The organism is Pseudanabaena mucicola FACHB-723, from assembly GCF_014696385.1.
Lineage (GTDB): Bacteria > Cyanobacteriota > Cyanobacteriia > Pseudanabaenales > Pseudanabaenaceae > Pseudanabaena.
Map to the genome: position 1 here is coordinate 26,390 of NZ_JACJQB010000028.1, position 19,151 is coordinate 45,540.

The window sequence follows — 19,151 nt, forward strand, 5'->3', positions numbered from 1 at the left end:
AGCGTGCGCCACAGGTTTTAGCTCTAATTTTTAATTATGCCTAGCTACAGCGAAAATAACTGATAGGCATTGCTAGTAGTTTCAGAGGCTAATGTCGTCAGTTCAACTCCCCTTAATTGAGCAACAGTCTCAGCAACATGCAGCACATAGGCAGGCTCATTACGCTTACCCCGTTTGGGGACAGGGGCAAGAAATGGGCAATCAGTCTCTACCAAAATGCGATCGCTAGGCACGATCTTGGCAGATTCATGTAGATCATGGGCATTTTTAAAGGTAACGACACCGCTAAAGCTAATGTACATTCCTAAATCGACAAACCACTGAGTTTCTTCAGGATTTCCTGCCCAGCAATGCATGACACCACGGATCGGCTTTTGGGGATCTTCGGCATTAATTTCTTGCAAAACTTGGCGGGTTGTCACCGCAGCTTCGCGAGAATGGATAATCACAGGGAGATTTAGCGATCGTGCTGTCCTTAGTTGTGATTTAAAGGCTTCAATCTGAGCATTTTTAGAGTCAGACTTGAAAAAATCTAAACCAGTTTCACCAATCGCCACCACCCGTTGATCGCTACTTGCCAAAGCCTGAATGCGATCGCCAATTTCAGGATTCCAACCTGAGGTGTTCAAAGTTTTGTCGAGTGGATGCAAACCCACAGCAAAACTTACTTCAGGAAATTGATTTGCGATCGCCTGAATTTGATCAAACTCATCAGGGCTCACACAGGAATGGACTAACCGCGTCACCCCATTACGAAGCCAGCGATCGCGCACCTCATTTAAGTCAGTGTGAAAATCCTTAAAGTTGATATGCACATGGGTATCTACTAGCTGCATAAATTAAGAAAACCTACAAATCAAGATCAAAAAACCAAACGTATAAGTCAACGAGAAAATTAACCACTCCCCCAGTTAAGTTAATTTTCTCGCTCAAAACCATTGTTTAAACAATCTGTTATCAACTACACATAATTCCTTCTAGGAAAGTGATTTTTACAGAATTTACAACAATGGTCTTCATCTTTAGGCAACTAAATAATGTCCTGAATACTAACTCCTAGTTATTCCTCGTCCGATGATTGATCATTATTTAACTGGATCAGGTGAATATGCTTGTATCCGAGCTTAATCTCAAATTCATCACCCTCATGTAGACCCATCGATTTTGTGTAGGTAGAGCCAATCACGATTTGTCCATTTTTGTGAACGCTAACACGGAACGTAGGTTCACGCCCACGCCCATCTTTGTTCTGTTCAGGATTAATTGCAAAGCCTCTAGCAGCAAGCACTGCCTCATAGAAATCAGTTAAGTTGACTCTCTCCACTCCGTCTTTTCCACGAGTGAAGTAGCCACACTTTTTAGCTTGCTCACGTTTGGGCAAGTTGTTTAACTCTTTTGCTTTTTGAAGAAGCGCTTTTCCTGTCAAAGGAGAAGTAATAGTATCTGCCATAAAATTAGTAGGAATTTCAAGATTGGGATTTAAAATATCTCTATATGATAAGAGAAATTTTATACACCTATGTATTTGAACTTACATAGACTAGCATCTCTATTGTCGTACATTTTTTCAAATATTACTAAAACATTGAAAAAATTTGTTTTTTTGATGTTGCTGCACAAAGTCCATCCTACTAAAGTATTTGAATAGAACCTTTTTTGTGCAAAACATAGAAATATGAAATAGTTTTTTCACCCGAACAGGTGATGTATTAGGTTTCATTTAGTCGAACACCTACGAAATTCACACAAAATCTTCTGAGAAAATATAATCATACGAAGATGATTATGAAGATGATTATATTTTCATATCTCTAGATGATTACTGCAAATCGATTATGAAATAGTGCGGGTATCAATACAGAAACACCAATGCCGATACAAATTAGAGCTTACAGAAAACTGCGTGGCTGTGTATTGAATAGGGCATTAACCGATGTAACTTGACTGAAGAAAATCTGTAAAACAGACACGCAACCAATACCGATCGCAGGAATATAGGTAATAGATTGAGTCAGTTTTGTGAAATAGTCAAACAGAGATGATACAAATTAGCTAATACTAATTAGATAAAAGCTTTCAAATGCAACTAGTGTGTGCACTGCTATGGTTCTTGCTAAGACAATATTGTTAGTGGTTCTTAACGTTAGTGCAAAGATACCAAATACGGCGGTGAGATTAAATCAAGAAATCACGAAAATGCTTCATAGCATCCGAGAAAAGGTTAGCGTAACATCGTCATGCCAACCTTTATGTCTCAGCGCTAGAAGCAAATACCGTCCACCATGCGGATGGCATCGGGTGTGAAATTTAAGAACTAAGCTTACAGTCTTGATAGAGTTTCTTAAATCTTTGCTGCTGTATATTGTGGTCAACGATTGGTAAAGGATAACCGCGTCTTTGGCATTGATGCGGCGGAATGTTACTGCTTAACAGTTCGGCAGTAGTTAATCCCTGTAACTCAGGCAACCAGCGCAAAATATATTCCCCTTCAGGATCATATTTACGCGCTTGGGAAGCGGGATTAAAAATCCGCAAAGGCTTAGGATCCATACCACTAGAGGCGCTCCATTGCCAACCGCCATTATTTGCGGCTAAGTCTCCATCTAACAGCTTTTGCATAAAATAACGCTCACCCGATTGCCAATTGATGATCAAATCCTTAGTTAAGAAGCTGGCGACGATCATCCGACAACGATTATGCATCCAGCCCGTTTGATTGAGTTGACGCATTGCGGCATCAACAATGGGATAGCCTGTCCGACCTTCACACCATGCCTCAAACTTCTCCGCGTCATCATCCCAAGGGAATTGTCGCATTTGGGGACGATAGGCTCCTGTTTCTAGTTCAGGAAAATAAAAGAGAACATGTTGATAAAACTCCCGCCACGCTAATTCCTGTTGCCATGTGGTGACACTAATTGCTTCTTCTTCGCTGCGTACCCGTTGCTGGGCGGCGATAGCCGCCGTCCACACCCGTCTGATGCCGACTGTGCCGAACCGTAAATGGGGACTCAGGGTTGATGTACCCGCATGGGCGGGAAAATCACGTTCGGGTTGATAGCGCAAAATGCCATTGCGATCGCAAAATTGATTTAAAAGATCTAATGCCGCCGCTTCGCCTGTTTTTGGTAACTGAATATCATTAATAAATTTGAGGTCACGCAAACTTGGTAAGGCGATGGTGGGCAAATTTGCGTAAGTATCTAAACCTGTTATTTTTTGCGGTGCATCAAAGGGCTGGGGCTTTGGTTTACTTTGCCAATTGCGCCAAAAGGGAGTGTAAACCTTATAAGGTTCTCCCGCCTGAGTTGCGATCGCATCTGGAGCAATCAAGCCAATATCAACAAAGCTCTGTACTTTAATTCCCAAGGATTGCAATGAATCTGTGGCACTGCGATCGCGCTTAATCGCAAAGGGTTCAACATCTTGATTAAAAAATACATGGGTTGCCTGCATCGCTTGGGCTAAGGCACAAATTGACGGCACAGGTTGACCAAGCATAAATAACAAATCACTACCTAGTCGTCGATAGTTGGCTTGCAACTCGCGCAAACAACCGAGCATAAAGTCAACCTTGCTACCCTCAGTCACCCCATCATCGAGAATGTCAGGATCGAAAATAAATAGACCCACGACCTTACCGCGATCGCCCACCTGTGCAATAGCTGCGCTCAAAGCGGGATGATCATCAATGCGTAAGTCGCGACGATGCCAAACTATAGCGATCGGATTTTGGGCAGTTCCCACCAAGTTATGAACGAGTTCGGGCATACAGATCAATTGTGCTTACAATATAAATCTACCGCTTATGCAGCATTTAAGTCACGCCCAGCGCTTGGCACTGCATAACATTAAATAGATTTTCCATGAGATTGTAAAGAGCTTAAAAAATGCACCGCATCGCGACTATATCAGGCGGCTGGAACCAGTCCACCGACAGCGTAATTTTCGTTGATCAGCAACCTGCACCAATTGTAATTATCACTGCTGCTGATACTGATATCCAAACCCTCGCGGCGGCTACTGCCCAATTACCTGAAGATTTCCCGCAAATTCGGGTGGTGAATGTATTGCAGCTACAGCAGCAAATTGCGATCGATACCTACGCCGAAGAGGTTTTAACAAGCGCCAAAGTAATTATTGTGCGATTAATTGGGGGGCAATCTTACTGGAGCTATGGATTGGAAGTTGTTAAGGAAACTGTGTTAAATACAGGTGCAGTTTTGATTGTATTACCGGGAGATGAGCGTCCCGATCCTAGTTTGACTAGCCATTCTACGACTTCTCTAACTTTGGTGAATCAGGCTTGGCAATATTTCATCGAAGCAGGAGTTGAGAACTATCAGAATTTATTGAAGTTTTTGGCGAAAGAATTTTTAGATATTGCATCAGAATATGAGCTTCCGCAACCAGTGCCTCGGATTGGGATTTATGAAGCCCTCAAACCTCAGCCCCCTGTCCCATCGGTAGAGAATGAGAGAGTGGCGATTCTTTTTTATCGCGCTCATTATTTGTCGGGAAATACGGGGGCGATCACAGCTTTGTGTGAAGCATTGCAAGAACGGAATTTAGAACCTTTACCCATCTATGTTTCGTCTTTAAAAGAGCCAGATGTGCAAGCAGAGTTAATTCGCTATTGCTTGCCTGAATCGGATCGAAAAGTTGATCTAATTTTGAATACAACCAGCTTTTCTTTAGCGAGCCTCAAAACCGATACACCCCAAGTTGATCTTTGGGAAGCTTTGAATGTACCTGTATTTCAAGTGATTTTTAGTGGTGGGTTAAAGAAAACTTGGGCAAATGGAACGCAAGGACTAACTCCCCGTGATATGGCGATGAATGTGGTGTTGCCTGAAGTTGATGGCAGGATTATTACTAGAGCAGTTTCCTTTAAAGCGATGCAGGGACAGAATCTCGCTTTGCAAACAGAAGTATTAACCTATGAACCTGTGCGATCGCGGATTAATTTTGTGGCAGATCTGGCGGCGAAATGGATACAGCTCAAGCATACAGATATTTGCGATCGCAAAATCGCTTTAATCCTTGCCAACTATCCCAACCGTGATGGTAGATTAGCCAATGGAGTCGGGTTAGATACACCAGCCAGTTGTTTAGAGATTCTCAAAGCTTTACGAAATTCAGGCTATAGCGTTGGTGAGATTCCTGAGACTAGCGATGAGTTGATGAAGTTGTTAACTACAGGTGTGACTAACGATCGCGAATCCTTTGGAGTACGTCAGATTAATCAATCTTTAGCGCTAGAAGATTATCAAAACTATTTTCAGAATTTACCTGAGCCTGTCCAAAATGGAATTCAGGCAAGATGGAATCAGCCGAAATATGAGAAAGAATTTGCGATCGCAGGTATGCAGTTCGGAAATATTTTTGTCGGAATTCAACCATCACGCGGCTACGATCTCGATCCTACGCTCAATTACCATGCCCCTGATTTAGAACCGACCCATGACTATATGGCTTTCTACCATTGGGTGCGCGACAAGTTTAACGCCCATGCGATCGCCCATATTGGCAAGCATGGCAATCTCGAATGGCTCCCCGGAAAAAGTGTGGCGCTATCAGAAAACTGCTATCCCGAAGCCGCCTTTGGGGCGATGCCGCATTTCTATCCCTTTATCGTCAATGACCCCGGCGAAGGTTCTCAAGCAAAAAGGCGATCGCAAGCAGTGATTCTCGATCACCTCACGCCACCAATGACTCGCGCTGAGCTATACGGTGGTTTGCAACAATTGGAAGGCTTGATCGATGAATATTACGAAGCGGAAACTCTCGATCCTGACCGATTGCCAATGGTGAGAGAGAGATTAACCGAATTAATCAAACAGGAAAATCTGCATCAAGATTTAGGGATTTCTTTAGACCGTTTAGAGGATTCGCTGAATACAATTCTGACAACAGCCGATGGTTATCTTTGTGAGATTAAGGAGGCACAAATTCGGGATGGTTTGCATATTTTTGGGCAATGTCCAGAGGGGAGACTGTTAAGAGATTTGGTAGTAGCGATCGCCCGTAATCCTACGGCTAATCGAATGGGGCTAACTAGGGCGATCGCGCAGGATTGGGGTTTAGATTTCGATCCATTGACTGCGAATTTAGGCGAGTTACTTCCAGCGAGTTCTCATTCACGCTTAGTGAATTGTCGAATTATTGGGGATGCCGTGGAAGTTATAGAGGAATATGCGGCGGAGTTGGTGGATGCCCTCACCCCTCTCCCCTCTCCTCCCTTGGGAGAGGGGAACAAGAAAATTAATCTTGCCCCCCTTCTCTCTTCATGGGAGAAGGGGATGGGGGATGAGGGTCTTGCAATTCAAACAGAACTAACATGGATTTGCGATCGCCTTTTGCCATCTCTCTACAAAACCAAGCAAGAAATCACCAATCTTCTACGCGGACTCAATGGTGAATATATTCCTAGCGGCGCATCAGGTGCGCCGACGAGGGGCAGACCTGAAGTATTACCCACAGGACGGAATTTCTATTCGGTGGATATTAGGGCAGTACCAACAGAAACAGCTTGGGATATTGGGCGGAAAGCTGCGGATGTGTTGATCGAAACCTATACGCAAGAGCATGGCGAATATCCGCAAACCTTGGGGCTATCGATTTGGGGAACTTCCACAATGCGAACGGGTGGCGATGACCTTGCCGAAGCACTGGCTTTATTAGGCGTGCAACCTGTTTGGGATGGCGTATCGCGGCGCGTCGTGGATTTTGAGATTTTGCCTTTGTCAATCCTTGGTCGTCCCCGTGTAGATGTGACCCTGCGGATTTCAGGATTCTTTCGTGATGCGTTCCCAAATCTCATCGATTTATTTGATAGTGCGGTGAATGCTGTGGCAAATCTCGATGAACCTGCCGATCAGAATCCCTTAGCGGCAAAAGTTCAAGCCGAATCTGCACAGTGGCAAAGAGAAGGATTAACTTTAGAACAAGCCCAAGAGCGATCGCGTTATCGGGTATTCGGCTCCAAGCCGAGTGCCTATGGTGCAGGTTTACAAGGCTTAATCGAGTCGCAAAACTGGGAAAGTGAGCAGGATTTAGCGCGAGCCTATATCAATTGGAGTGCCTACGCCTACACCAGCAAATCCGAAGGAAAATCCGCCCCTGAAGCTTTTAACCAACGTCTTGGCAATATGCAAATAGTGCTGCAAAATCAGGACAATCGTGAGCATGACATTCTAGATTCCGATGATTATTATCAGTTTCAGGGCGGAATGACATCGGCGATCAAGTCTATTTCAGGGAATGCTCCAGAGGTGTACTTTGGCGATAACTCACGCATGGCTCAGCCCAAGGTTCGCAAGTTAAGTGAAGAGATTGCAAGGGTTTATCGATCGCGTGTGGTTAACCCCAAATGGATCGCAGGAGCGATGCGTCACGGTTATAAAGGTGCTTTCGAGATGTCGGCAACGCTTGACTATCTATTTGCCTATGATGCTACGACTAACTGCGTTTCCGACTTCATGTATGAGGGTGTTGCGGAGGCATATATTTTTAACCCTGAAGTCCAGAATTTTATTAAATCTAGCAATCCTTGGGCGTTGCGAGATATGTCGGAACGATTGTTAGAGGCGAATCAGCGCGGGATGTGGCAAGACGTGACGGCAGATATGTTGGATCGATTAAAGGCGATCGCAAATGATGCTGAGGGTGCAATTGAGTCGCAAAATTTTGATAAATACTGACAGTGAAATGTTGGCAAAGCAAGGCAATGTAGATACAATAGATATACGTTGTTTGGAGCATTGATTATGACAACTGCTATCTCTAAATGGGGTAATAGTTTAGCTATACGTATTCCGCAAGCTATAGCTGAACAGGCACAAATTCAAGCAGGCAGCGAAATCAACATAGATATTATCGATGGAAAGATTGTTTTAACACCCTATCGACGTAAGAAATATATGCTGGATGAACTGCTAGATGGCATGACCTCAGAAAATCTCCATGCAGAAATCTCCACAGGTATTCCTGTTGGTAATGAAGTATGGTAAAGCTATACATCCCCGATCGTGGTGATATTGTCTGGCTAGATTTTAATCCACAGCTCGGACGCGAACAATATGGTCATCGTCCCGCTTTTGTAATTTCGCCTATAGCCTATAATCAACGTTCAAACTTGGCTCTGCTTTGTCCAATTACTTCTAAAATTAAGGAATGGAAGTTTGAGGTTCTGCTCACAGATACAAAAACTAAGGGAGTGATTCTCGCTGACCAGATTAAGAGTTTAGACTGGCAAGCAAGAAAGATAAGTTTTATTGAAAGAGCGTCAAATAACACTATTGAGGAAGTCATTGCAAAAATTGAGACACTTTTAAACTAAGTAGTTATTTATGCTTAACCACTTAGTTTCTGGATCGGTGGCAATCAAAAACTTCTGATCAACTTCTAAACAATCGCGAATATTGTGTCTCATGATTTGCCGAAGCGATACTTGCTCCCCAACCACACCATTCCAAATCATGATCAGCTTTTTGTAGAGCCGATGCCGCACTAGTTAAAACATTGGGACTGAGTTGAAAAATAACTTGCTGTCCAACTGTTTGCCCAAAGGGAACTGACCGCACCGCCGCACTCACCAAATTAGATAGCCAACTGGAAATATAACCAATTGTGGTTTGACTAGCATCAATCCCTAAACTAGCCGCAACGATGCCAAATGCGATCGCAAAATTACATCCCTGACCATTTTGATTGTTTTTCGCCATGGGTAACAGTGAACTAATCGATTGCTGCTGATCGCGATAAAGCCCTTCCGCAAGTTGTTCCCATAACTTCATTAATGACTGTCCCATTTGCCAACTCGCCAGACGAATCTCTTCCGCTTCTCTAGTTGCCGAGAGCCAATTATTCCAATAACTTAGATCCACCAGATTATTTGTGATTACAGCTTGGTGGGCGCGAAGTGCGATTGCCGCTTCGTTGGTAATAAATCCAAAGGCTAACTCTCGGCTTAACCAAGCGCAAAGATCCGCCTCAGTTTGAATAATACCTTGCTGACAAAGGTACTCTATACCTTCCGAATAGCTATACGCACCAACAGGCAAAGCTGGGCTAGTAATTTGCAATAAACGCAAAAGTTGCAGCGAATCAGGATTAATGTTCATGGTGGTGATGGTATGCGCCAGATTCAGGTTGAAAAGGCTGGGTTTCATGGGTAACTGTCAAGCCCATTTGCAAAACCATATCTTCTAAAACTGAGTCAGGAGATAGCCGCAAATAGTTCTCGGTAATTTCCAAACCAATATGCCGATTGCCCAAATGGTAAGCGGCTCTTAAAAACTCAAGGGGATATTTCGCTGTAACGGTAATAACTGGTTCTGGCTTGGCGACCACCTTTGCAATTGGCTGATTTTGGGCATCTGCGAGAATGTCACCTTCTCTTAACACAGTTCCCCTTTGCAATTGCAAATTAATCTCTTCTCCTTCAACGGTCATAAAGCGATGACGACTGCGAGTTCTATCCTCAGCAATTAAAGCAAGAGTGAGCAGAGAATCGAGATCAATCAATTTCTTTGCTTCTGTCGATAAACGTTGTGTAACAATGTGCATTAGCTAAAATTACAGTTAAAGTAAAGCGGCTCAGTGCCAACATTACTCTACCGTATATACCGTATCTGGAAATATAACCATGTCACCATTTCGTGTCGGAGTCGCTGGCCCAGTTGGTTCTGGAAAAACTGCCCTCGTTGATGCCCTCTGTAAGTCACTGCGATCGCACTTTCAAATAGCTGTCGTCACCAATGATATTTATACCCAAGAGGACGCTCAGTTTTTAGTCCGCAGTGAAGCTCTCGATCGAGATCGCATTGTTGGTGTAGAGACAGGTGGATGTCCACATACAGCAATTCGTGAAGACGCATCCATGAATTTAGCCGCCATTGAGCAATTGGAATTACGCTTTACCGATTTAGACTTAATCTTTGTGGAAAGTGGTGGGGATAATCTTGCCTCCACCTTTAGCCCTGAACTTGTGGATTTAACCCTATATGTAATTGACGTTGCCGCAGGTGACAAAATCCCCCGCAAAGGTGGACCCGGAATTACCAAATCCGATTTATTGGTAATTAATAAAATTGATCTTGCCCCTTATGTTGGCGCAGATTTGGGTGTAATGGAACGGGATGCACTCAAAATGCGTGGTCAAAAACCCTTTGTATTTAGCAATCTCAAAGACCAAACAGGGCTAGATATTGTAACTAAGTTTATTATTAGTAAGATTTGACTTCAAGAATCGCTTGGTGAAGCGAAGCACCGCCACTTGTCTGCAAATGGTTTTACCTTTGCTATAAGTAACTGGGCGCAATTAAATATAAAACCCTAAAACCTGTGGCGCACGCTGCGCGTGCGCCACAGGTTTTAGCTCTGGATTTTAATTAAGCCTAGCTACTTACCAAAAATTAATTAGGAATTGAGCTTTTAAATGATCAGAAATCTCGAAGAAAAAAATCTAGAACATGCGTTTTATCAATTAGCTGATTACTTGATTGATTGTCTTCAGGTGCGTGAACATTTGACCATCAATCTTGATAGTGAGCGCAGTCAGTTTACAAGGTTTAATAATGCCAAGGTGAGACAGTCAGGTGTAGTTGCCGATGGCAATATGACGATTTCCCTAGTTGCCGATCAGTGTGAAGCCCATGCCGAGTTTCCCTTTACAGGAGACTTTGATATCGATCAAGCCCGCGCGATCGCAAATCTTAAACATTTACGCACGGAAGTATCTCAAATTCCTGAAAACCCCTATGTCGTCATTCCCGAAAATCAAGGTTCGAGTCGCGATGTCTATCAGGGTAAATTGCTCGATCCTGAAATTGCGATCGCAACGATTTTGAAATCTGTCACCGATGTTGACTTCACAGGTTTCTACGCATCAGGATCGATCATTCGCGCCAATGCCAACTCCGCAGGTCAAAGGCATTGGTTTGCCACCGACTCTTTTTTTGTGGATTACTCCATGTTTGTGCAAACAGCTTCAGGCGAAAAAGCCGTCAAGGGCATCTATGCAGGAAAAGAATGGAATTCGTCATCCTATAACACCCAGATTCAACGCTCTAAGCAACAACTAGCCGCTCTCCAAAAAACAAGCAAAACCATCGAACGTGGACAATATCGCACCTATTTTGCCCCTGCGGCTGCGGCTGCCCTACTCGAATTTGTCGCAGGAAGTGCTGGTGAAGCCAGCTTGCAACAAGGTAGTAGCGCACTTTTAAAACTCAAAAATCAAGAAAAAGCTCTTTCGCCCTTGCTATCCCTCAGCGAAAACTTTAGCCATGGACAAGTTCCCCGCTTCAATGGATTAGGAGAAATTGCCCCTGAATATTTAGCCGTAATTGAGCAAGGCAAACTCGTTAATACCCTAGTTAGCTCGCGCAGCGCTAAGGAATATGGCAAAGAGGCAAATGGGGCAAGTGCGGGTGAGTACATGCGATCGCCTGAAGTTAAGGCAGGGTCATTGGCGGAAGCGGATATTCTCCAGCAATTAGATACGGGACTATATCTATCAAATTTGCACTATCTCAACTGGAGTGACCATACAGGCGGACGGATCACAGGTATGACTCGCTATGCCTGTTTCTGGGTCGAACAGGGTGAACTGGTTGCACCCATCGAAAATCTCCGCTTTGACGATAGCATCTATGATTTTCTCGGCGACAATCTGTTAGCTCTGACCGATTTTCTTGAGTTTATCCCCGATACAGGCACTTACGAAAAACGATCTTTAGGCGGCATTCTTTCTCCAGGCATATTGGTTAAGGATTTTACGTTTACCCTGTAAACCTAATCCCTTCCCAGAGGTAGCGGCGCTACCTCTGCTAATAGGTGCGGCGGCTTCACAATGGTTTTGGCTGGGATAAGCAACAAAAAAAGCCTTGCAATGCAAGGCTTTTTTTGTTGCTTGTTATTTACGGAGAGGGGGAGATTCGAACTCCCGTTAGGTGTGACCCTAAATCTGATTTCGAGTCAGACGCATTCAACCACTCTGCCACCTCTCCAAATATTCTTAATTGGCTCTACAAAAACTTTTAGAGCGGTTATAACAATAGCATAATCAGCAAAGTTTTAAAAATGAATTTTACATGACTCATGACAGTAGCAGAAAGCAATTTTGGAATTTTCAGCACCTTTGGTGCTGAAAATTCCAAAATTGCTTTCCTAAATAATTGTAAAATTTGCTATAGTTAAAAATTGTGATTATTCCAAGAGCGTAAGTCTTGATAGAACGCTATACATTACCCGAAATGGGTCGGCTATGGACAGATCGGCACAAGTACCAAACTTGGTTGCAAGTTGAGGTTGCCGTTTGCGAGGCACAGGCAGAATTAGGATATATTCCTGCTGATGCTGTCGAAGAAATTAAGGCAAAAGCAAACTTTGACGCTGATCGCGTCAACGAAATTGAATTAACCGTCAAGCACGACATGATCGCGTTTTTGACCAACGTTAATGAATATGTTGGTGATGCGGGTCGCTATATTCACCTTGGGCTAACCAGTTCCGACGTGCTCGATACAGCTCTAGCAGTACAGTTAGTAGATAGCTTAGAAATCATCCAAGCGCAGCTAGAAGAAGCAATCCAAGCAATTCGCTATCAAGCCCAGCAACATCGCTACACAATCATGTCGGGGCGCACCCATGGTATTCACGCTGAACCGATTACCTTTGGCTTTAAGCTAGCAGGTTGGTTAGCCGAAATGTTGCGCCACCGCGATCGCCTCTTAGCACTCAGCAAAAATATTGCCGTTGGTAAAATTTCAGGTGCGGTGGGGACTTATGCCAACGTCGATCCCCGTATCGAAGCAATCGCCTGTCAAAAGTTAGGGCTTCAGCCTGATTGTGCATCAACTCAGGTCATTTCCCGCGATCGCCATGCCGAATTTTCGCAAGTGCTTGCCCTAATTGGCGCATCAATCGAACGTTTCGCTGTCGAAATTCGCAATCTCCAGCGTACCGATGTCCTCGAAGTAGAAGAACACTTTACTAAAGGACAAAAAGGCTCATCGGCAATGCCCCACAAACGCAATCCGATCCGCTCGGAGCGTCTCACGGGTATGGCGCGTCTATTACGAGGCTATGCAACTACGGCTCTAGAAAATGTGGCGCTATGGCATGAGCGCGACATTTCCCACAGTGCGGCGGAGCGGGTATTGCTTCCCGATAGCTGTATCCTCACCCACTTCATGCTCAGAGAAATCACCGACTTGGTGAAGAATTTGTTAGTTCATACCCACAATATGGAACGCAATCTCTATTGTTATGGTGGGGTCGTCTTTAGTCAGCAGGTACTCTTAGGACTAGTAACTAAGGGCCTGAGTCGTGAAGATAGTTACGCGATCGTTCAGAAAGCCGCTCACCTTGCGTGGAATAAGCCCGATGGCGATTTCCGCAAGCTGATTAGCGAAGATGAAACCGTGCAGAAGACTTTCTCTGACGATGAATTGGCGGCTTGTTTTGATCCGAATAAGCATCTTAAAAATCTCGATCAGATTTATCAAAGATTGGGCATCTAACTTGAAGATTAACAATGCGACGCAAAGCGTCGCATTGTTGGTATTTTGACCAAAGAAAATTTTTGTATACTGCAAGGATCAACAGGCTGTAACTATTGGATTTATGTCTAACAAACTGGGATTTTGGCTAATTTGGATTTTATTTTCAGTCTATGCGTTCGTCTTTGCACCGCCAGATCGACCTGACACTTTTGAATTAATCCAAAAACTGATTGCGGGTGAATGGCAAAGCACAAATGCTTATATCGTGGCGCTATTTAACTTGATGGGGGTTTTTCCTTGCATTTATGCCTGCATTTTGGTTAGTGATGGACAAGGGCAAAAAATACCAGCTTGGCCATTTGCTGCTCTTTCCTTTTTGTTAGGGGCATTTGCGCTATTACCTTACTTTGCTTTGCGTGAAGACAATCCCACCTTTGTCGGCAAAAAAAGCTGGAATGTCAAGATTTTAGATTCACGGATTACAGGTATAGCGCTAACTGCGATCGCAATTTACTTTCTACTCTATGGCTTTGCATCAGGAAATTTGGCGGACTTTTTACAGCAATGGCAAACCAGTCGATTTATCCATGTAATGACCCTCGATTTCTGTTTGCTCTCGCTGATGTTTCCTTGGTTGCTCAGTGATGACATGGAAAGGCGCGGCATGACCGATGATCGCTTTTTTACAACTATTGCGATCGTGCCTCTGATCGGTGCATTGATTTACTTATGTTTGCGATCGCCATTGATCGAAAGTGAAGCCACTCCACCAAAAGCAACAACATAAATTCATATAGCTACCGCCACTTGTATTAGAGCAAATCAAAACCCAAGAAGCGAGTTGCGGCGATTCGCGCCACAACTCTTCTTCTAGTTCAGCGTTTTGTTTCCTCACCTTCGGCGGGGCAACAAAACGCTATATTGGCGGTGTTAAGGTTTAAATTTTCTTAAATTTTTGAATTAATAAGTAACAATGCTCAGGGTTAACACATCGCAGCCGATCGCCCTGTAGTAAACTGACTTATTAAAAGGATCTCTACAACAAACTTTGCGTTCAAACGCGACCTATGGACTTTGCATATCAATACGCATGGCTGATTCCCTTGCTGCCACTCGCCGCAGCATTGATTATCGGCACAGGACTGATTACCTTTAACAAATCCACCAACAAATTGCGATCGCTATGGTCAATCCTCAGCGTTTCCGCCACAGGTGGGGCAATGGTGATGGCAATTAACCTACTCTGGAGTCAGATCCAAGGGCATGAACCCTACCTCTACACCTTTGAGTGGGCGCAAGCAGGTACATTCCATCTGAACATGGGTTTTGTGATCGATCACCTCACGGCATTGATGCTCGTGATCGTCACCACCGTCGCCTTTTTGGTACAAATTTACACCGATGGCTACATGGCACATGATCCCAGCTATGTCAGATTCTATGCTTACCTGAGCTTATTTACCTCCTCCATGTTGGGATTAGTCGTTAGCCCCAACTTGGTACAGATTTATATTTTCTGGGAACTAGTGGGGATGTGTTCCTACTTGCTGATTGGCTTTTGGTTCGATCGCAAAGGAGCTGCCGATGCTTGCCAAAAAGCCTTTGTCACTAACCGCGTTGGTGACTTCGGTTTACTACTGGGTTTGCTGGGTCTGTATTGGGCAACAGGTACGTTTGAATTCACAGAAATGGGAGAACGCCTGAGTGAACTAGTAGAATCTGGCGCTTTGAGTGTTGCCCTTGCCACCCTATTTGCGATCCTCGTATTCATGGGGCCCGCCGCGAAGTCGGCACAATTCCCACTGCATGTGTGGCTACCCGATGCGATGGAAGGCCCTACACCAATTTCCGCGTTAATTCACGCAGCAACCATGGTTGCCGCAGGTGTATTCCTGATTGCAAGAATGTTCCCTGTCTTTGAAGAAATCCCTGCGGTGATGAACACGATCGCATGGACAGGGGCATTTACTGCTTTTCTCGGTGCTAGCATCGCAATTACCCAAAACGACATTAAAAAAGGTTTAGCCTATTCCACCGTTTCCCAATTGGGTTACATGGTCATGGGGATGGGTGTAGGCGCATATGGTGCAGGGCTATTTCACCTGATGACTCACGCTTACTTCAAGGCGATGATGTTCCTTGGCTCTGGTTCTGTTATTCATGGTATGGAAGAAGTCGTAGGACATGATCCTGACCTCGCACAAGATATGCGGGTGATGGGTGGTCTACGCAAGTACATGCCGATTACAGCAATTACATTCTTCATCGGCACTCTGGCGATTAGTGGGATTCCTCCCTTCGCTGGTTTCTGGTCAAAGGATGAAATTCTTGCTTCTACCTTCAAAGCTAATCCTGCGCTTTGGGCGATTGGCTTTGCCACGGCGGGAATCACGGCTTTCTATATGTTTCGTATGTACTTCACCACCTTTGAAGGCGATTTTCGCGGTACTGACAAACAACTTTTAGCCGCAGTCAAAGCTGAAAACTCCGTTGGCAAGGAAGCTCAAGCGGACGATGGTCATGGACATCACCATGCCAGCAAGCCCCATGAGTCACCAATCACGATGACTTTCCCTCTGATGGTCTTGGCAATTCCTTCGATGCTGATCGGTTTAGTCGGTACACCGTTGGGCAATTACTTCGAGTATTTCATCCATGCCCCATCGGAAAAAATCACCGAAGTTCCCATTGAAGGTTTTACACCCGAATTTCTATTGATGGGTGGTAGCTCGATCGGGATTGGCTTGATTGGTATTTCTCTTGCTATCTTGATGTATATGCAGAAGAAAATCGATCCTAGTTCGATCGCAAAATCGATTGAGCCACTTTACAAGCTCTCGAAGAACAAGTGGTACATTGACGAAATTTACAATGCTGTCTTTGTGATTGGTTCTCGCCGCCTTGCGCGTCAAGTGCTAGAAGTCGATGCCAAAATTGTTGATGGTGTGGTTAACCTTGCAGGTTTCGTAACTGTGGTTACGGGCGAAGGTTTGAAATACTTTGAAAATGGTAAAGCGCAGTTTTATGCCCTCGTCATTTTCATTGGTGTGCTTGGTTTTGTCATCGCCACTTCGATTTAACAACAAACTAAAAATGGCTACGCCATTTTTAGTTTAAAAAACCAAGTAAATAAAAAAGGCGGCGCTAAGCGCCGCCTTTTTTATTTACTGATATATAAGCTTTGTAAGGTGGGGATAAAAGAGGGATAGGAAATTGCGGCGGATTCAGCCCGATTGATGGAGGTTTTACCCTTAGCAACCAAAGCTGCGATCGCCAGACTCATAGCAACACGGTGATCATCATAGCTTTCTACTTCTGCACCAGTTAGGGCTTTACCGCCCACGATTGCCATGCCATCAGGTCGCTCCGTGACATTTGCCCCCATTTTCGTCATTTCCTTAACCATCGCCACGATGCGATCGCTTTCCTTGACTCGCAACTCCGCAGCATCTTCGATAATTGTAGTGCCTTCTGCACAGCTAGCTGCGATCGCTAAAATAGGAATCTCATCAATAAGACGCGGAATCACCGCACCACCGATGCGGCAGCCTTTGAGATTTGCCGATCGCACTCGCAAATCGGCAACGGGTTCGCCCGTAACTTCGCGTTGATTTTCATAGGTGATATCCGCTCCCATTTCGCTAAGAACTTCTAAAATTCCTGTACGGGTGGGGTTAATCCCCACATTCTCAATTAAAAGATCGGAGTTGGGAACGATGGAAGCTGCTACTAACCAAAATGCGGCGGAACTAATATCCCCTGGTACGGTTACTTCTTGCCCAACTAGTTTTGCGCCACCTTTGACGATCACAGTATTAGTATCCACATCAACGGTGACATTTGCCCCAAAAGCCGAGAGCATCCTTTCACTGTGATCCCGCGATCGCTCTGGCTCCGTGATGATTGTTTCGCCATCGGTCATCAAACCTGCCAGCATAATGCAGGACTTGACCTGTGCTGAAGCCACAGGGGATTGATAGTGAATTGCCTTGAGATTTTGTCCTGAAATTGCCAGAGGCGCACGCGCTCCATTTTCTCTGCCCCAAATATTTGCGCCCATTTGTCGTAAGGGCGCAACAACACGGGACATCGGACGCGATCGCAAAGAGTTATCCCCTGTAACCGCAAAAAAGCGATCGGGATGACTTGCCAAAATTCCCAACATCAGGCGCAAGGTTGTCCCCGAATTACCTGCATTTAAAACATCAACAGGCTCTTTGAGGTTGCCTAGCCCAATCCCCTTGACGGTGACTAACTCTGAATTTAGTTCTGATATTTCTGCCCCCATTGCCGAAAAACAAGCCGCCGTACTGCGCGGATCTTCACCTAGCAATAAACCTCGAATCGTTGTCTCTCCATCTGCTAACGAGCCAAGCATCAAGGCGCGATGGGAAATTGACTTGTCTCCGGGAATTGTAATTTTGCCCCGTAAGCCCTGTGGCAACTGGTCTGCGTCAATATTGAGGAGGTGATGGGTTTGCGTAGTATCGAGGTCAATCATGTTAAAGTCAGTAGCAATTAGTATTAGATTAAGACAAAACCAAGGCAAAGTTTGACTTAATCCATCTCATCCCTAGCTTTTTATGAATCCCACTGAGCCAAATTCCGTTGATTTAACTGCGATCGCAATAGATGGTGAGCCGTCATCCCAACCACCGCAAAATCTGGGTACATTTCTGGATCGGCTGTATGGGACATTATTTCTGCCACAAGCCACCTTTGAGCAACTCAAGGCACAACCTTCATTTATGCAGGCTGCGATCGTGATTGGCTCAGTAAATATCTTAGAGATCCTGAGACTCGATCAGGTGGGGATATTCTCAATTATCTGGTCAGTGATTAGCGGTGTAATTGGTTGGGTATTTTTTACATTTTTGCTAAAACTTTTGGCTAGTGTTTTTCAGAAGCAAGTATCTATGCTGGAATTGTTGACCCTGACGGGTTTTGCCAGTTTACCTTGGTTATTAATGGCTCCTGCCCTCAGCTTACCGTCCCAGTTCCGCATTGTCGCTGCGATCGCCGTAATTATCTGGTTCATCATTTGGCAAGTCCGTAGCGCTTCAATTGCTTTGGAAATCAATAGTTGGCGCACCTTGGCAATCATCCCTTTAGCGATACTTGGTGGACTAGTCGCCCTCGTTTGGCTTAGCAATACCCTGAAGCTGATCTTGAGTATTACTTTTTAGCAAGTTATAGCTATAGCCTAAAAGAGAGTTGCGGCGCGAAGCGCCGCAACTCTCTTTTGTTTTTATCAATTTGCGATCGCTTTAGCTAAAAACTGCTACTTCCATTTTCAGCTTCTCACCAATTTCATCTTCAGCTATATCTAAATCGTAATCCATTTGTAATCCAAGCCAAAATCTGGGAGACATATTGAAATAGAATGCTAAGCGAATTGCCGTATCTGTGGTAATTCGTCGCTTACCGTGAATGATTTCGTTAATACGTCTAGCAGGAACTCGAAGAGATAATGCTAGTTGATTTTGGCTCAAGTTCATCGGTTTAAGAAATTCTTCTAAAAGAACTTCTCCAGGATGAAGGCAGTGGTCATTAAATTAGTGGTATGAGAAAATAGAGACAGAGCCAAGGAGAAAGCCATGGAATGCCCCCACTGCCAAAGCAAAAAGATTATCAAAAACG

The 19,151-nt window shown here is 44.5% G+C and carries 15 protein-coding genes, 1 tRNA gene and 1 pseudogene; 9 read left to right on the forward strand and 8 right to left on the reverse strand.

From position 1 onward, the window contains the following. Window positions 1-44 precede the first annotated feature (44 nt). The 3 genes from H6F41_RS13075 to H6F41_RS13085 form a co-directional block, all read right to left on the reverse strand. On the reverse strand, window positions 45-836 hold the full coding sequence (locus H6F41_RS13075) for a TatD family hydrolase (protein ID WP_190403918.1): 792 nt from the start codon (window positions 834-836) through the stop codon (window positions 45-47). A 224-nt stretch (window positions 837-1,060) separates the two neighbouring features. Then, the gene (locus H6F41_RS13080) at window positions 1,061-1,450 is read right to left on the reverse strand and encodes an AbrB family transcriptional regulator (protein WP_190403919.1); all 390 of its coding nucleotides are present in this window, start codon (window positions 1,448-1,450) and stop codon (window positions 1,061-1,063) included. A gap of 857 nt (window positions 1,451-2,307) precedes the next feature. Continuing rightward, entirely contained in the window at window positions 2,308-3,771 is a 1,464-nt protein-coding gene (locus H6F41_RS13085; RefSeq protein ID WP_190403920.1) for a cryptochrome/photolyase family protein, read from the reverse strand. 119 nt (window positions 3,772-3,890) lie between these two features. Here H6F41_RS13085 and cobN point away from each other — a divergent pair, with 119 nt between their 5' ends. From cobN to mazF, 3 genes are all read left to right on the forward strand, one after another. Further along, entirely contained in the window at window positions 3,891-7,703 is a 3,813-nt protein-coding gene (cobN, locus tag H6F41_RS13090; RefSeq protein WP_190403921.1) for a cobaltochelatase subunit CobN, read from the forward strand. 66 nt (window positions 7,704-7,769) lie between these two features. Then, window positions 7,770-8,012 (forward strand): AbrB/MazE/SpoVT family DNA-binding domain-containing protein, encoded by a 243-nt coding sequence (locus H6F41_RS13095; RefSeq protein WP_190403922.1) that lies wholly within the window; start codon window positions 7,770-7,772, stop codon window positions 8,010-8,012. Then, window positions 8,006-8,341 carry an endoribonuclease MazF gene (mazF, locus tag H6F41_RS13100; RefSeq protein ID WP_190403923.1) on the forward strand — a complete coding sequence of 112 codons (336 nt, stop codon included), beginning with the start codon at window positions 8,006-8,008 and terminating at the stop codon, window positions 8,339-8,341. The genes H6F41_RS13095 and mazF overlap by 7 nt, the downstream gene beginning before the upstream one ends. 58 nt (window positions 8,342-8,399) lie before the next feature. Here the strand turns inward: mazF and H6F41_RS13105 are convergent, their stop codons facing one another. Both H6F41_RS13105 and ureE read right to left on the reverse strand, forming a co-directional pair. Continuing rightward, on the reverse strand, window positions 8,400-9,173 hold the full coding sequence (locus H6F41_RS13105; protein WP_242023040.1) for an urease accessory protein UreF: 774 nt from the start codon (window positions 9,171-9,173) through the stop codon (window positions 8,400-8,402). Then, window positions 9,115-9,570: an urease accessory protein UreE gene (gene ureE, locus H6F41_RS13110; RefSeq protein WP_190403924.1), complete on the reverse strand. Its 456-nt coding sequence runs from the start codon at window positions 9,568-9,570 to the stop codon at window positions 9,115-9,117. Before ureE ends, H6F41_RS13105 begins: the two co-directional genes overlap by 59 nt. Before the next feature lie 79 nt (window positions 9,571-9,649). Between ureE and ureG the strand changes: the two genes are divergently transcribed. After that, on the forward strand, window positions 9,650-10,243 hold the full coding sequence (ureG, locus tag H6F41_RS13115) for an urease accessory protein UreG (protein ID WP_190403925.1): 594 nt from the start codon (window positions 9,650-9,652) through the stop codon (window positions 10,241-10,243). A 198-nt stretch (window positions 10,244-10,441) separates the two neighbouring features. After that, the gene (locus H6F41_RS13120) at window positions 10,442-11,797 is read left to right on the forward strand and encodes a TldD/PmbA family protein (protein ID WP_190403926.1); all 1,356 of its coding nucleotides are present in this window, start codon (window positions 10,442-10,444) and stop codon (window positions 11,795-11,797) included. A gap of 130 nt (window positions 11,798-11,927) precedes the next feature. Here H6F41_RS13120 and H6F41_RS13125 read toward each other — a convergent pair. Next, window positions 11,928-12,014 (reverse strand) — tRNA-Ser (locus tag H6F41_RS13125). Window positions 12,015-12,233: 219 nt separating this feature from the next. On the opposite strand from H6F41_RS13125, the gene purB reads away from it, so the two are divergent. The 3 genes from purB to H6F41_RS13140 all read left to right on the forward strand — a co-directional run bounded on the left by purB (window position 12,234) and on the right by H6F41_RS13140 (window position 16,591). After that, a complete protein-coding gene (gene purB, locus H6F41_RS13130) occupies window positions 12,234-13,529 on the forward strand; it encodes an adenylosuccinate lyase (RefSeq protein ID WP_190403927.1) in 1,296 nt (431 codons plus the stop codon). A gap of 103 nt (window positions 13,530-13,632) precedes the next feature. Continuing rightward, a complete protein-coding gene (locus H6F41_RS13135) occupies window positions 13,633-14,298 on the forward strand; it encodes a DUF2834 domain-containing protein (protein WP_190403928.1) in 666 nt (221 codons plus the stop codon). 280 nt (window positions 14,299-14,578) lie between these two features. Beyond that, entirely contained in the window at window positions 14,579-16,591 is a 2,013-nt protein-coding gene (locus H6F41_RS13140) for an NAD(P)H-quinone oxidoreductase subunit 5 (protein WP_190403929.1), read from the forward strand. A gap of 80 nt (window positions 16,592-16,671) precedes the next feature. On the opposite strand, the gene aroA is transcribed toward H6F41_RS13140, so the two are convergent. Next, the gene (gene aroA, locus H6F41_RS13145) at window positions 16,672-18,012 is read right to left on the reverse strand and encodes a 3-phosphoshikimate 1-carboxyvinyltransferase (RefSeq protein WP_190403930.1); all 1,341 of its coding nucleotides are present in this window, start codon (window positions 18,010-18,012) and stop codon (window positions 16,672-16,674) included. A gap of 82 nt (window positions 18,013-18,094) precedes the next feature. Between aroA and H6F41_RS13150 the strand changes: the two genes are divergently transcribed. Next, complete coding sequence (locus tag H6F41_RS13150) at window positions 18,095-18,697, forward strand: YIP1 family protein (protein WP_190403931.1); 603 nt, start codon at window positions 18,095-18,097, stop codon at window positions 18,695-18,697. Between the two features lie 81 nt (window positions 18,698-18,778). Here H6F41_RS13150 and H6F41_RS13155 read toward each other — a convergent pair. Next, window positions 18,779-19,051: pseudogene (locus tag H6F41_RS13155) on the reverse strand (HigA family addiction module antitoxin); the annotation flags it as partial. Window positions 19,052-19,151: the final 100 nt, after the last annotated feature.